We start from the raw sequence: 13,355 nt of genomic DNA, 5'->3' as shown, positions 1-13,355 counted from the left end.
GATACTTAGTTATGATTTCTATCAATTATGGTTTCTATCAATAAATTTAGGGACGAAGGGTAAGTCTGAATTTAAGGACTCATCCTCAGGGAGTCGTTTTGTTGTCCATCCTCCGCCGAGCTGCTGTATTAAGTTAACACTCGCTATAACGCGCTGTTGTTGAATGCCTAGGGCCGTTTGTTGGTTGTTTAGGGATGTCAGCTGTGCAGAAACAACCGTGGTATAATCTTGCGTTCCAGCTAGATATTGGTTGAAAGCGATCCGGGCTGCTTCTTCTGAGGTGTGAACTGTTTGGTATTGTACTTTGGCTTGTTGGCCTAGAATACGAAGGTTTGAGAGTTGATCTTCAGTATTCTGTAAGGCTGTGAGCACCGTTTGCCGGTAAGTGGCTACGGCTTGATCATATTGTGCTTCGGCAGCGCGAACTGTAGCAGAACGTTGCCCTCCATCGAAAACCGTTTGACTGGCTGCGGCCCCTAAAGACCAAATACGGTTACTAACCTGTATAAGGCTACCAAGAGGATCGCCATTATAACTTAGGGCTGCGCTGAGAGAAATATCAGGGAAAAAGGCGGCAATGGCTACCCCAATCTGGGCATTTTGCTGCTGCATCCGTCGTTCTGCTGCGGCAATGTCTGGTCTTCTTTGGAGTAGGGTTGCGGGAATGGTTACAGGTGCTTCTGGGATATAATCTGTCAAGCGACCAGGGGCGATCTTGAGTGCTTCGGGAGGATGACCCATAAGAACAGCAATGGCATGTTCATATTGCGCTCGATTAATCCCAGTTTGAACAATCTGCGCTTCAGTTTGGTGGAGCTGTGTTAGGGCTTGATAATAGGCTGTAGGGTCTATTGTGCCGGCTTCATATTGGTTTTTTGTTACCCGTAGGGATTGTTTGAAGAACTCTAGGTTACGTTCAAGCAAAGTTTTAAGAGAGTCCTGATATCGTAAGTTAAAATAGGCGATGGCCAGTTGAGCCTGATAAGAAAGCCGGGCATTAGCGAGATCAGCAGCGCTTGCCTGTGCGGCTGCAGTTTGGCTTTCGATATTGCGCCGGATTTTACCCCATACATCTAAGTCCCAGTTCGCTGTAGTCCCTAAAGAATAGGTATTGGCAACTTGGCCGGTGCTGTAGTCAATAATTCCTCCACCAGTACTGATACTGCGGGCACTTCCACCATTGCCCTGGCGGTTAAAACGAGGTGTAAGGGTCAGGGTGGGAAATAGACCGGCTCTTGTCTCATCAATAATGGCACGGGCTTGGCGGTAGGAGGCTTCTGCTTCTTTGAGATTTTGGTTAGAGATATCAATTTCTTCCTCCATCTTATTCAAAAGCGGATCGTTATAAAGGCGCCACCATTCCCCTTTTGGGAGTTCTGCCAATTGTGGGTTAGCGTATTTCCATCCTGCTGGGGGTGGAGCCTCCTTGTAAGAGGCTGAAATAATGGCTTTGGGCCGTTCATAATCAGGGCCCATCATGCAACCGGCCTGTAAGGTTCCAAAAAGGAGTGGAGAAAGGGTAAGGGCTGTTTTTCTCATCCCTCCTTTTTTGACCCTCTTTTTTGGGAATACCCTCAATAGGTAAGTTCCAGTAGGTGAGGAGCCCCAATAGGTGAGCCCCCAATAGGTGAGCAATGAAAAACCAGGAATAAAGGGATAGGGCATAACGTCAGGCGTCCTGATGAGGTCTAAAAATACGGGAGAAAATTCTTTTAAAAGTTTTGCGTTGCCATTTGCTGTAAGAATCAAGATAAAGATAGACAATCGGGGTGGTATAAAGGGTCAGGGCTTGGCTTACGATTAGGCCGCCGATAATGGCAATCCCTAAGGGGTGCCTGAGTTCTGCTCCGTAGCCATTTCCAAAAACAAGAGGAACGGCGCCAAGAGCTGCGGCAAATGTTGTCATCATAATGGGTCGAAAACGAAGCAGCGCCGCCTGGTGAATGGCCTCGAGAGGGGGAATATTTTGGGAACGTTCAGCATGAATGGCAAAATCCACCAACATAATGGCATTTTTTTTCACCACTCCAATGAGGAGGATGACCCCGATAAGGGCGATAAGGGAAAACTCTTCTCCAAAAATCTGAAGGGCCAGTAGGGCTCCTACTCCAGCTGAGGGGAGAGTGGATAAAATGGTTAATGGATGAATATAACTTTCGTAGAGAATGCCCAAAATAATATAAACCGCTGCCAGTGCTGCAAGAATCAAAATAGGCTCATTATTAATGGCTTGCTGATATTGGGCAGCGTTGCCGGCAAAAGTGCCATGAATAGTGGAAGGGAGATGGGTTTTGACCTGCTCTTCATCCACAATCTTTACCGCATCGCTTAAAGAGGCACCCTTGGCAAGATTAAAGGAGATGGTTGCTGCCACGGTTTGCCCTTGATGGTTAACGGAAAGAGGCATGAGGTCTGGGGTTGGGGTGGCCACAACAGAGAGAGGGACAAGCGTTTCTGAACGTGTAGAAACAGCAGAGCCGGTTGAGGCGTTTTTGCCACCTGCAAGGCTGTTGGTCACTTGGTTACGGAAGTCCTGATCGCTGATTTGCTCTGACGTGCTGGTGGTCGGCGAAGGAACCCGTATGGTGTTGGAGGCAGTGCCTCCTTTGGCTGTACCCCCTGCTGTACTGACCCATGTTTGGTAGAGGATATCGGGTGTTTGGGTATAACGCGGATCAACCTCCATAATCACTCTGTATTGGTTAAGGGGTTTGTAAATGATCGAAGCAGATCTTTGCCCGAATGATCCGTAGAGTGTATTGCTGATGAGCTGAGGCGTTATCTGGAAACGGGCTGCCATATCTCGGTTAATGTCAATCCTTAGGGCAGGGGCACCTTGCTCAATATCAGAAGAGACATCAGTAAGCTCAGGATGGCTGCGTAGGGCTGCCATAAGCTGAGGCATCCATTCATAGAGGTCAGTTGCATTGTCACTTTGGAGGGTATATTGGTAGGAAGCGTTGCTTTGCCTGCCACCTGCTCGGATTGCGCCGGGAGAAAACATGTAGAATTTAGCCCCTACCATATGGCGTAGGCGATTGTTAACACGGGCGATGAGATCTTCTGTTGTATCAGTTCTTTTGTTTTTATCAGCTAACTGTAAAAAAAGGGATCCGTGATTAATGGCGCGCTCACCTGTGAAGGCAGCAACACTTTTCACGTCCTTATCTTGTAGAATGGCCTCCTGGGTTATAAGCAGCTTCTTTCTCATTTCCTGAAAGGAAGTGGATTGATCTCCCATCAGGCGGCCGATCATCAGTCCAGTATCCTCTACCGGGAAAAATCCCTTAGGCATGACAATGAAAAGATAAACCATTAAGCCAATGGTAGCAGGGAGAGAGAGAATGACAGTTTTTTTATGGTTTAAGGCCCAGTTTAGTGAATGTCGATAGCCTTCGAACATGCTATTCAGCAGGCGCTCTATCCACGACGATAGGCGTTCCCACCAGCTTTTTTGGGAGTGAGCAGGTTCCTTTATTTCGGCTTCAAGAATCATCGCTCCCATCATGGGGGTCAGCGTAAGGGAAAGGATCATTGAAATGATCAGGGTAATTGAAAGGATAATGGCAAACTCATGAAACAGCCTGCCAGCTATCCCTCCTAGCAACAAGATGGGAACAAAAACGGCAATGAGAGAAGCGGTAATGGAAAAAACAGTAAAGGCCACTTCATGTGCGCCTTTAAGGGCAGCCTCTCGGGGAGAATAGCCTTGCTCAATGTAGCGTACAATGTTTTCAAACACCACAATAGCGTCATCCACCACGAAACCGGTAGAAATGGTTAACGCCATAAGGGAAAGGTTGTTAATGGAGTAGTCTAAAAGATACATGACAGAAAACGTGCCAATAATGGAAGAAGGCACAACAATTGCCGGAATAATGGTAGAGCGGATCTTACGCAGGAAAACCAACACCACAATAATCACCAGAATGATCGAGATGATCAACGTAGTCTGGGTATCTTGAACAGAAGCGCGAATAGTTAAGGAACGATCAATAGCCAGATGTAGCTGCATATCATTTGGCATCGAGACTTCCAGATAGGGCAGTTGTTTTTTTATGGAATTAATCGTTTCAATAATGTTGGCGCCAGCCTGCGGGAAAACAATCGCCAGAACAGAAGGTTTTTTACTGAAAAAGCCGGCAACGCGAAGATCTTCGACACTGTCTTTGACCTCTGCAATATCGGAGAGTTTTACAGGAGCACCATTCCGATAAGCAATGATAAGGTCACGATACGCGTCAGCCTGTTCTGCCTGGTCATTTGTGTCGAGCTGGTAGCGTTTAGAGCCATCATCAATAAAACCCTTGGGAGTATGCGCATTGGCAGAAGTTAAGGCTGCCCTGACATCCTCAAACCCAATTCCCCTGCGGAAGAGAGGGAGCGGGTTCATTTCTATGCGTACGGATGGTAGGGAGCTGCCTCCAATCTCGACTTGTCCCACTCCTTTAATCGTAGAGAGCCGCTGAACGAGCACATTACTGGCATAGTCATAGAGTTTGGGCATCGGAAGTGTGTCCGATGTTAAGGCCAGCACCATAATAGGGGCCCCACTAGGGTTTGCCTTAAAATAGCTGGGGTTTTGGCGAAGGGAGGAGGGAAGGTCAGCCCTGGCAGCCTGAATGGCAGCCTCCACATCTCTGGCAGCCCCATTAATATCGCGCTCCAAGGAAAATTGGAGGATGATGCGAACACTATTTTGAGTGGATTCTGATGTCATCTCGGTTACATCGGCAATTTGGCTGAGATGACGCTCAAGAGGGGCTGCAATGGTACTGGCAATTTCTTCAGGCGAGCCGCCAGGCTGGGTTGCCCTTATCATAATAACAGGGAAATCCACATTGGGGAGATCAGCCACAGGAAGGCTGTTATAGCAAATTAATCCGCTGAGCACGATGGCGACGGTGAGCAGGATTGTTGCCGTTGGACGGGTGATGAAGAGCTTAATAAGCGATGACATGCCTTAGGCCTTCTCTTTCTCTCCATCATCCGCATTTCGGATACCGGGGATAATTTTGCCAAGCCATTTTTGGGCAAGCTGGCTGACTTTATCCATATAAAGGTAGATAACGGGTGTTGTAAAAAGAGTCAGCAACTGGCTGACCATGAGCCCCCCTACGATAGCGAGCCCCAAGGGCCTACGGAGTTCTGAGCCCGTTCCTGTACCCAACATCATGGGGAGTGCGCCCAGCATGGCCGCAAGAGTTGTCATCAAAATGGGGCGAAATCGTAAAGCAGCCGCCTTGCGGATAGAGTCGATAGAGGAAAGCTTTTCCATCCTTTCCGCTTCAAGGGCAAAGTCAATCATCATAATGGCGTTTTTCTTTACAATGCCAATGAGCAAAACAATGCCAATAATCCCCATAATATCCAGCCCATCTCCAGAAATAAGCAAGGCAAGTAAAGCCCCAATAGCTGCTGAGGGAAGGGTGGAAAGAATAGTTAATGGGTGGATAAAGCTTTCATAAAGGATCCCCAAGACGATATAAACAGCGACAATAGCAGCAATAACCAAGTAAAGTTCGTTTTGCAGGCTGTTGCTAAAAGCAGCCGCTGTGCCCTGGAAATTGGTCATAAAACTATCGGGCAAACCAATTTCCTTTTTTGTTTCCTCAACAGTTTGAGTTGCTGCATCCAGCGAGGCGTTTTCTGCCAGGTTAAAGGAGATGGTTGTAGCTGGAAATTGCCCGAAATGTGTGATCAGCAACGGACCCGTTGTTTGTTTAATAGAGGTTACGGCAGTAAGAGGTACCAGACCAGAGGTGGGTTGGCGGGTAGGCCCAGAAGTGCTTTCTCCTGAGCTGCCCCCAATTCCTGGTAGATACAAGGCGTCAAGGGAAGAAAGGCTTTTTTGGAAGCGGGGATCAGCTTCAAGAATAATCCGGTATTGGTTGGATTGGGTATAGATTGTAGAAATCTGTCTTTGGCCAAATGAGTTATAAAGGGCATTATCTATGGTTTGAGGAGTAATGGAAAAGCGTGCGCCTGTGGTTCGGTCCAGGTTAACAAAGGCCACTAGCCCACTCGCCTGCAGGTCAGCAGTCACATCTGAGAGGGCAGGTTTGCTTCTTAAAGCCGTCAGGAATTTTGGTACCCAAATGGAAAAGGCATTATAATCGGCATTTTCCAGCACAAACTGGTATTGGGTGGCAGAAATGCTGGAATCAAGAGAAAGGTCTTGGACTGGTTGTAAATAAAGGGTACCTCCCACGTAGGAGCGTGCTTTTTTGGCAATACGGCGGGAGATGGCTGCGGCACTGTGGGTACGCTGGGAGCGAGGCTTGAGGTTAATGACGAAACGCCCCTGGTTGAGCGTCATGTTCTGCCCATCCACCCCAATGAAAGACGAAAGGCTTTTGACATCTGGATCAGCCAGAATGATTTTTGCCAAATCTTGTTGTTTTTCTTTCATGGCGTCAAAAGAGATGGATTGATCCATGGAAGAGATTCCTTGCAAGATGCCGGTATCCTGCACGGGAAAGAACCCTTTGGGAATAATGTAAGCCAGGTAGAATGTCAGCAGGATTGTCAACAACGTAACAACGAGCATCAGTGGCTGGTGGGCTAAAACCTTATCAAGCATAGCACTATAGCCGGCAATTGTCTTTTCTGTGACATGGCTGACTATGCGGGCAAACCAAGAATGTTTTTGGCTACCCTGTTCGGCTAGCATACGGGCGCAAAGCATGGGTACGAGGGTAAGGGAGATAATGGCAGAAATAATAATGGTCACAGAGAGGGTAATAGCAAATTCAAAAAATAGTCTGCCCACCACATCGGCCATAAATAAAAGGGGGATCAACACCGCAATAAGCGATATGGTCAGGGAGATAATGGTAAAGCCAATTTCTTCAGAGCCCTTAATGGCTGCTGTCATCCTGTCTTCTCCCATTTCAATATGGCGGCTGATATTTTCAATCATCACAATGGCATCATCCACCACAAAGCCGGTAGAGATGGTCAATGCCATGAGGGAAAGGTTATCAAGGGAGAAACCCAGAAGGTACATTACGGCCAGGGTACCAATCAGGGAGAGGGGGACAGAAAGGCTTGGAATAAAAGTAGCCGGCACGTTATGGAGGAAAATAAAGATGATGGCAACAACCAGCACTATGGCCAAAAACAGCTCAAATTGCACATCCTCAACAGAGGCTTTTATGGTTGTTGTTCTATCGGTTAGCAGCGTTAATGTAATACCCGGGGGAAGAGCGGCCTGAAGCACGGGTAAGGCGTGTTTAATATTGTTAACCACCGCAATAACATTGGCCCCTGGCTGGCGCTGAATATTGAGGATAAGACCAGGAGTTGTGTTTTGCCAGGCTGCAAGCTGGGTATTTTCTGGTCCATACGAAACAGTGGCGATATCACGAATGCGGACAGGTCCGTTATTCTGGTAGGCAATGATTTGGTTTAAAAGTTGTTCTGGTGATCTGATCTGCCCATCAACCTGTAAGGAAACAGCCGTGTGGGGGCCATCGAATGTACCAGCTGGAGAGTTAACATTGACATTGCCAATTGTTGTGCGCAAGGTGTCAAGGTCAATCCCGAAGGAGGTCATTTTAGGGATATTGACCCTTACCCGAATGGCCTTTTTATTACCGCCCGCCAGGGCAACGAGCCCTACGCCGGATATTTGGCTTAGTTTTTGAGAAAGACGGGTATCGATATAATTTTGTACCTCAGTGAGTGGTAAGGTGGTTGAGGTAATCCCCAAACTGATAACCGGGGTATCAGCAGGGTTCACCTTGGCGTAAATGGGGGGAGCGGGCAAATCTGTGGGCAGAAGGGAAGCTGCTTGGTTGATGGCCGCCTGGACTTCCTGTTCAGCAACATCCATGGCGAGATTGAGGTTAAAGCGCAGGGTAATGACAGAGGCCCCCCCAGAAGACTGGGATATCATTTGGTCAAGGCCTGGCATTTGGCCCAACTGTGTTTCCAGTGGGGCGGTAATGGCAGTCGCAGTCACATTCGGGCCAGCACCTGGATAGAAGGTTTGGACAGTAATAGTAGGATAGTCCACTTCTGGTAGGGCAGAAATAGGCAAGAACCGATAGCTCAACAAGCCAGCCATAAGGATGGCACACATCAGAAGGGTTGTTGCAACTGGGCGTTGAATAAAGATGCGTGAAGGATTCACGCTGTATCCTTTCGGTCTTTTCTTGTGGTGGACGATATCATACCGATGATTTCCAGGGTTAAGAAAATACTATGGCTAAAAAAGGGTGCTTCAGTTTTAATGAGTTGGCAGTGGTTGTTTTGAAGCAGACGGTTCTTTTAAGGGGGCAGGGTTGGCAACAGAGACCTTTATACCGGTTTTCAAATGGTCAGTCCCATCGGTGACAACCATTTCGTTAGCCTTAATCCCCGAGGTGATAACAGTGTTTCCGTTATAGCTCTCTCCTGTGTTAACAGGTCTAACCTCGATTGTATGGTCAGGTTTTACAACATAGACAAACTGCCCATCAGGGCCGGTTTGTAAGCTACGGGTGGGAAGAAGAATAACCTTGCTAAGGGTTTTAAGGAGAATATGAGCATTCACAAATTCATTAGGAAATAAGCGTGTATCGGTATTATCAAAAATGGCGCGCATTCTTACTGTGCCGGTTGAGGTATCAATCTGGCTATCGAGTACTTCTGTTGTTCCTTTGGCCAGTTTTTTGGTATTGCTGCTATCCCAAGCCTCCACGGTGAGTTTTTTGCTCAACCGTAGTTGCTCCACAATAGGTTGGATATGTTTTTCAGGAACTGTCAGTATCACAGAAATAGGCTGCATTTGGGTTAAAATTACCAACCCGCCAGATTGCCCTGCTGTAACATAGTTCCCAGCATCGACTTGGCGAATTCCAACACGACCCTCGACAGGAGCCGTAACATGGCTATACATGATATTGAGCTTCTGCTGCTGAATAAGGGCCTGGTCGACCTTAATCTGTCCTTTAAGCTGGGCAACTTTATATTGCTGATCCTGGGCGGTTTGGCTGGCAATACTATTTTGGTGCATAAGCTTCTGATAGCGAGCACTGTCAAGCTTGGCTTGTTCAAGTTGGGCTGTATCGGATTCCAGTGTACCTTCATATTGTGCTTTACTGGCTTCAAAGGGGCGGGGGTCAATAAGGGCCAAAAGGTCTCCTTTTTTGACATAATCCCCTTCATGAAAATAGACTTTCAGGAGATGCCCTGATACCCGTGTCTGGACGGTAACATTGGTAATGGGCACTACGGTGCCTAATTCAGAAAGGATAACAGGCATATCCCCAATAAGGGCAGATGCAGTACCCACCGGTTGCGCTTCTTGGCTATAGCTGTGTTTTTGAGAAGAAGTTGTAAAACTCTGCCGAAAAAACAAGAAAGCCAACAACAGACAGACTAAAAAAGCTAGTACAAGCCAGAAAAATGTTTTTTTATGTCGAGGTGAAGAGAGCATTAAAGAACTTTCTTCAAAGCAAAGGGCATTGGTTTACAAGGCCCGTTGGGGGGAAATACTAAAGAGATTTTCAGCATAATTTTACAGTTTCTGGCAACGATAAGAAATATGAAACGATAAGAAATATAAGAGGTAGTCTGGAAAAAAAACGGTAGGATTTTTAGGAAGTATAGGAGCTCATTAAGTCAGTTTTAAAAGAATCTATTTTAAAAGAATGAGCAGGAAAATTTCAACCTGAGAGCCCTGCAACGAGAATAGGGTAAAGATAGCCACATTAAATTGTTTTTAAAAGATTAATTTTATACTTTTCCTAAAGGGGTTGAAAAAAAATAATAAACCACTCTAAACTTCCTAGCTTGTAGTTATTGACGAAGGCCTGTTAAGTTTTTACCTTAAGTTGGTTAACAGGTTAGGTATGCTTAAGCTTGAACCTATCGCTAGGAACTGTGGCATTTTTTAGAATTGCTTACAGTGTTCATAAATTTTTTAAAAATCTAATTTTGAGGAAACAGGGTGTTATGAGCAAGAATAATATTGATGAGATCAAGAAAAAAGCGTCTGACATGATTGACGATGGAAAAGACAAGCTTAAAGAGACCGCCGACAAGGTTGGCTCCACCGTTAATGACCGCTTTGATGAGCTCAGCGACTTAGCAGAAGAAGAATTTGCAAAAATTTATGGAGAGAGCGAAAGTCGACTGGAATCAGTTGTCGGTTTTGTCAAAAATCGCCCTCTTCTCTCCGTGGGAATTGCTGCGATTGCCGGTTTAATTCTCTCACGGCTCTTTCGCTCAAAAAAATAAATAGATTTGTGGACTCGTTTATTTACCTGGACTCTTGATTTATCAACAAAAAAAATGCTTTCTGTTATTTGCGATTTGTATTTTCCCCGAATCGGAAAAAACTGCAGATAACAGAATAGTTGAAAATGCCAGATTTTGTGCGAGAACAGCAATGCGGTGGATTTGTCGCCGGTGTCGATGAAGTAGGGCGGGGCCCCTTGGCTGGTCCTGTTCTTGCAGCGGCCGTTATTTTCGAAAATGGTGTCGATAGCCAGTTGGCCCCCGTGTTGAATGACTCTAAAAAAATGAGTCGTTCTGCACGAGATAAGTCGTTTGCTCTCTTAATGAACAGGCCTGATGTAAAAATAGGGGTTGGGGCAGCCGGTGTTGCCGAGATAGATCATCATAATATTTTTCAGGCTTCTTTTATGGCCATGCAGCGGGCTATAAGGCAACTTCCTTATGTGCCGGATCATGCACTGATAGATGGCAAATTTGCCCCAAGGCTTCCCTGTCCCTCTACTTGCCTTATAAAAGGGGATTCTCTGAGCTATTCCATTTCTGCGGCCTCTATTATTGCTAAGGTTATAAGAGATAGGCTTATGGTTCAGCTGGCAGAAAAATGGCCCGTCTACCAATGGCATAAAAATATGGGATATGGGACAAAAGATCATAAACAGGCTTTAGAGCGCTACGGTCCTTGTATTCATCATCGAAAAAGTTTTGCTCCCATCAAGCAGAGTATTATGAAGACCATAGTACCAATAAAGAAGGCAGCTGCTCAGCTGTGCCAGCAATGAGTGGTGCTGTTGTTACAACTCTCCCCTTGGATCAGATTCTTTGTGGGGATTGTATAGAGACCATGCGGGGCTTACCTTCCGCGTCTATTGACTGTATTTTTGCAGATCCACCCTATAATCTTCAGTTGCAAGGTGAGCTGAGAAGGCCTGATGAATCTCTTGTTGATGGGGTGAATGATGAATGGGACAAATTTAAAAGCTTTGCAGATTACGATAATTTTTCTAAAGCGTGGTTGATAGAAGCTCGGAGAATATTAAAAAAAGATGCAACCTTATGGGTTATCGGCTCATACCATAATATTTTTCGTCTTGGGGTATTATTACAAGATCTGGGTTTTTGGGTACTGAATGATATTATTTGGCGTAAGTCTAATCCCATGCCCAATTTTAGAGGCCGGCGTTTTACCAACGCCCACGAAACTTTGATTTGGGCAGCCCGTAGTGCTGATAGCCGCTATCGTTTTAATTATCAGGCTATGAAGGCCCTCAATGAGGATGTGCAAATGCGCTCGGACTGGTATCTGCCCTTGTGCACAGGCCATGAGCGCCTTAAAAACAAACATGGTTTAAAATTGCATCCTACACAAAAACCAGAAAGCCTTTTACAACGTGTTTTAATGGCTTCTACGGATGTCAGTGATATCGTGCTTGATCCATTTAGTGGCACGGGAACGACATTAGCCGTAGCCCGTAAGCTTGGAAGACGCTTTATTGGTATTGAGCGCCATCCAGACTATGTTGTTGCGGCTAAGGAACGTGTGGCAGCAGAGGAAGTGCTGACACCCGATAAACTGGTTATTACACCCGATAAGCGAGAGGCTCCACGGATTCCGTTTGGAAGCTTAGTGGAACGGGGCCTATTATCTGTAGGCACTGTGCTTATGGATAAGAGAAAAAAGGTAAAAGCCACTATTGCCCTTGATGGAAATCTTGTAAACGGGCAGCAACGGGGGTCAATTCACAAAATGGGGGCAATGCTTACCAATGCTCCCTCCTGTAATGGTTGGACATTCTGGCACGTGAAAATAGATGGCCAGTGGCAAGAACTGGACGTTTTACGTAATAAGCTTATCCAGGAGTTAGAGCCCTAAATAGAAGCATATTCTTTTTAAGGGTAGAAAAAACTTTTACCCTAGAACCCCCCATATTGGCTTTTTCACAAAAAGAGTTAGGTGCGGGGCGTTATTTGATAAAGATATCAGCCTAAACAGTTAATTTCCGAACCCTAAAAATCCAACATTCGGCTGAGCATGCCCATCATTGGGAGAATAGGGCCCAGAAGCAGAATGGTGCGCTTTAGATTCCCCGCTGCCAACGGTGGTCTGGATCATGGTCTTTTTATGGCTTGACCGTCTGGAAGAAGAGGCGTGGGCGTTTCCTGGCTCTGAAAGGTTAGCGGTTGTAATTCTGCTATTGTCTCCTTCACCACCATAAGTGCGTAAAGCCAGGAAAAGAAAGGCAATGTCAAAGCGGTTCAAATCAATGGCCATATCCATAGGGGTTTGGTCAAGAATATTCCGGGCATTAATATCTGCCCCTCGGTTTAGAGCTTCTTTTGCAGCGTTTGCATTGCCCTTGTTAATGGCATCAAATAAAGAGGTGGTGGGGTCTGTATCTTGTTCTGAAAAGTCTTTTTTGCTCGCATTATTTGGGCTATCAGCATGGGAGGGCATTTGTCCTGGGGCTTGTGCTAAAGCTATGCTCGGTAAAAAAAGACAAAACAGACTGAACCCATAAACAATGTGTCGTTTTGTTTGAATGCCATACTGCATGGAGAGATATTTACTCAATAATGAAGAAAAGGTTAGCCAATATTACTACTTTAGCTGTCCCCTCACAAGTCAGAAAAGTTATGATCTCAAGGCGGTAAGGTAAGCCGGATGATTCAGCTATTGTAATACCTCATTGTAACATCTTGCGGACTCATACCCACGGGAAGGATGAGATGATCATCGTGAGATGGAAGAAATGGAAGATATAGATCACATTGGCTGGGTTTCGGGGCGATATCTGGGACGATAGATATCTGGGATGATAACAGAATAATGCTACCAGAATGCTATAGGCTAAAAGGCAGTAAGTGAAGGGTGCACAACATCTGCAGCTGCCGTGCGGCCTAGGACACGCTCTGAAAGGGATGAGATAACCTCGCCCCCGTCCATAACGGCACGAAGGCTTAACCCACGTTCTGTTCCGCAGTCCTGTTCAATAATAATGGAATCCTGGGCAACATCTACCAATCGCCGGGTTAGATAGCCTGAATTTGCAGTCTTCAGTGCTGTATCGGCCAATCCCTTACGCGCACCATGGGTAGAGGTAAAGTAGTCAAGAACAGTAAGTAAAGTTAAC

General features: G+C 46.1%; 7 protein-coding genes and 2 pseudogenes. 3 read left to right on the top strand and 6 right to left on the bottom strand.

Annotation, left to right across the window (positions count from 1 at the left end):
* Positions 1-21: 21 nt before the first annotated feature.
* The 4 genes from JGUZn3_RS00155 to JGUZn3_RS00140 all read right to left on the bottom strand — a co-directional run bounded on the left by JGUZn3_RS00155 (position 22) and on the right by JGUZn3_RS00140 (position 9,424).
* Positions 22-1,539 carry an efflux transporter outer membrane subunit gene (locus JGUZn3_RS00155; RefSeq protein WP_203413794.1) on the bottom strand — a complete coding sequence of 506 codons (1,518 nt, stop codon included), beginning with the start codon at positions 1,537-1,539 and terminating at the stop codon, positions 22-24.
* A gap of 130 nt (positions 1,540-1,669) precedes the next feature.
* Entirely contained in the window at positions 1,670-4,960 is a 3,291-nt protein-coding gene (locus JGUZn3_RS00150) for an efflux RND transporter permease subunit (RefSeq protein WP_203413793.1), read from the bottom strand.
* 3 nt (positions 4,961-4,963) lie between these two features.
* Positions 4,964-8,137: an efflux RND transporter permease subunit gene (locus JGUZn3_RS00145; RefSeq protein WP_203413792.1), complete on the bottom strand. Its 3,174-nt coding sequence runs from the start codon at positions 8,135-8,137 to the stop codon at positions 4,964-4,966.
* Positions 8,138-8,233: 96 nt separating this feature from the next.
* Positions 8,234-9,424 carry an efflux RND transporter periplasmic adaptor subunit gene (locus JGUZn3_RS00140; RefSeq protein WP_203413791.1) on the bottom strand — a complete coding sequence of 397 codons (1,191 nt, stop codon included), beginning with the start codon at positions 9,422-9,424 and terminating at the stop codon, positions 8,234-8,236.
* Positions 9,425-9,942: 518 nt separating this feature from the next.
* On the opposite strand from JGUZn3_RS00140, the gene JGUZn3_RS00135 reads away from it, so the two are divergent.
* The 3 genes from JGUZn3_RS00135 (at position 9,943) to JGUZn3_RS00125 (ending at position 12,097) form a co-directional block, all read left to right on the top strand.
* On the top strand, positions 9,943-10,227 hold the full coding sequence (locus JGUZn3_RS00135) for a hypothetical protein (protein ID WP_203413790.1): 285 nt from the start codon (positions 9,943-9,945) through the stop codon (positions 10,225-10,227).
* Between the two features lie 125 nt (positions 10,228-10,352).
* Complete coding sequence (locus tag JGUZn3_RS00130; protein WP_203413789.1) at positions 10,353-11,006, top strand: ribonuclease HII; 654 nt, start codon at positions 10,353-10,355, stop codon at positions 11,004-11,006.
* The gene (locus tag JGUZn3_RS00125; protein ID WP_203414716.1) at positions 11,003-12,097 is read left to right on the top strand and encodes a site-specific DNA-methyltransferase; all 1,095 of its coding nucleotides are present in this window, start codon (positions 11,003-11,005) and stop codon (positions 12,095-12,097) included. Before JGUZn3_RS00130 ends, JGUZn3_RS00125 begins: the two co-directional genes overlap by 4 nt.
* Positions 12,098-12,438: 341 nt before the next feature.
* Here JGUZn3_RS00125 and JGUZn3_RS12215 read toward each other — a convergent pair.
* Positions 12,439-12,622: pseudogene (locus JGUZn3_RS12215) on the bottom strand (ankyrin repeat domain-containing protein); the annotation flags it as partial.
* 468 nt (positions 12,623-13,090) lie between these two features.
* A pseudogene (locus JGUZn3_RS00115) lies at positions 13,091-13,345 on the bottom strand (hypothetical protein); the annotation flags it as partial.
* Positions 13,346-13,355: the final 10 nt, after the last annotated feature.

Origin of the sequence: Entomobacter blattae, assembly GCF_014672835.1 — a bacterium.
GTDB lineage: Bacteria > Pseudomonadota > Alphaproteobacteria > Acetobacterales > Acetobacteraceae > Entomobacter > Entomobacter blattae.
This window is presented reverse-complemented; position numbering and strand designations above follow the sequence as displayed.

What these genes read in the sequence shown, in the direction of transcription:
- JGUZn3_RS00155 (WP_203413794.1), bottom strand. Translation starts at nt 1,539, where the DNA reads ATGAGAAAAACAGCCCTTACCCTTTCTCCACTCCTTTTTGGAACCTTA.
- JGUZn3_RS00150 (WP_203413793.1), bottom strand. Translation starts at nt 4,960, where the DNA reads ATGTCATCGCTTATTAAGCTCTTCATCACCCGTCCAACGGCAACAATC.
- JGUZn3_RS00140 (WP_203413791.1), bottom strand. Translation starts at nt 9,424, where the DNA reads ATGCTCTCTTCACCTCGACATAAAAAAACATTTTTCTGGCTTGTACTA.
- JGUZn3_RS00135 (WP_203413790.1), top strand. Translation starts at nt 9,943, where the DNA reads ATGAGCAAGAATAATATTGATGAGATCAAGAAAAAAGCGTCTGACATG.
- JGUZn3_RS00130 (WP_203413789.1), top strand. Translation starts at nt 10,353, where the DNA reads ATGCCAGATTTTGTGCGAGAACAGCAATGCGGTGGATTTGTCGCCGGT.
- JGUZn3_RS00125 (WP_203414716.1), top strand. Translation starts at nt 11,003, where the DNA reads ATGAGTGGTGCTGTTGTTACAACTCTCCCCTTGGATCAGATTCTTTGT.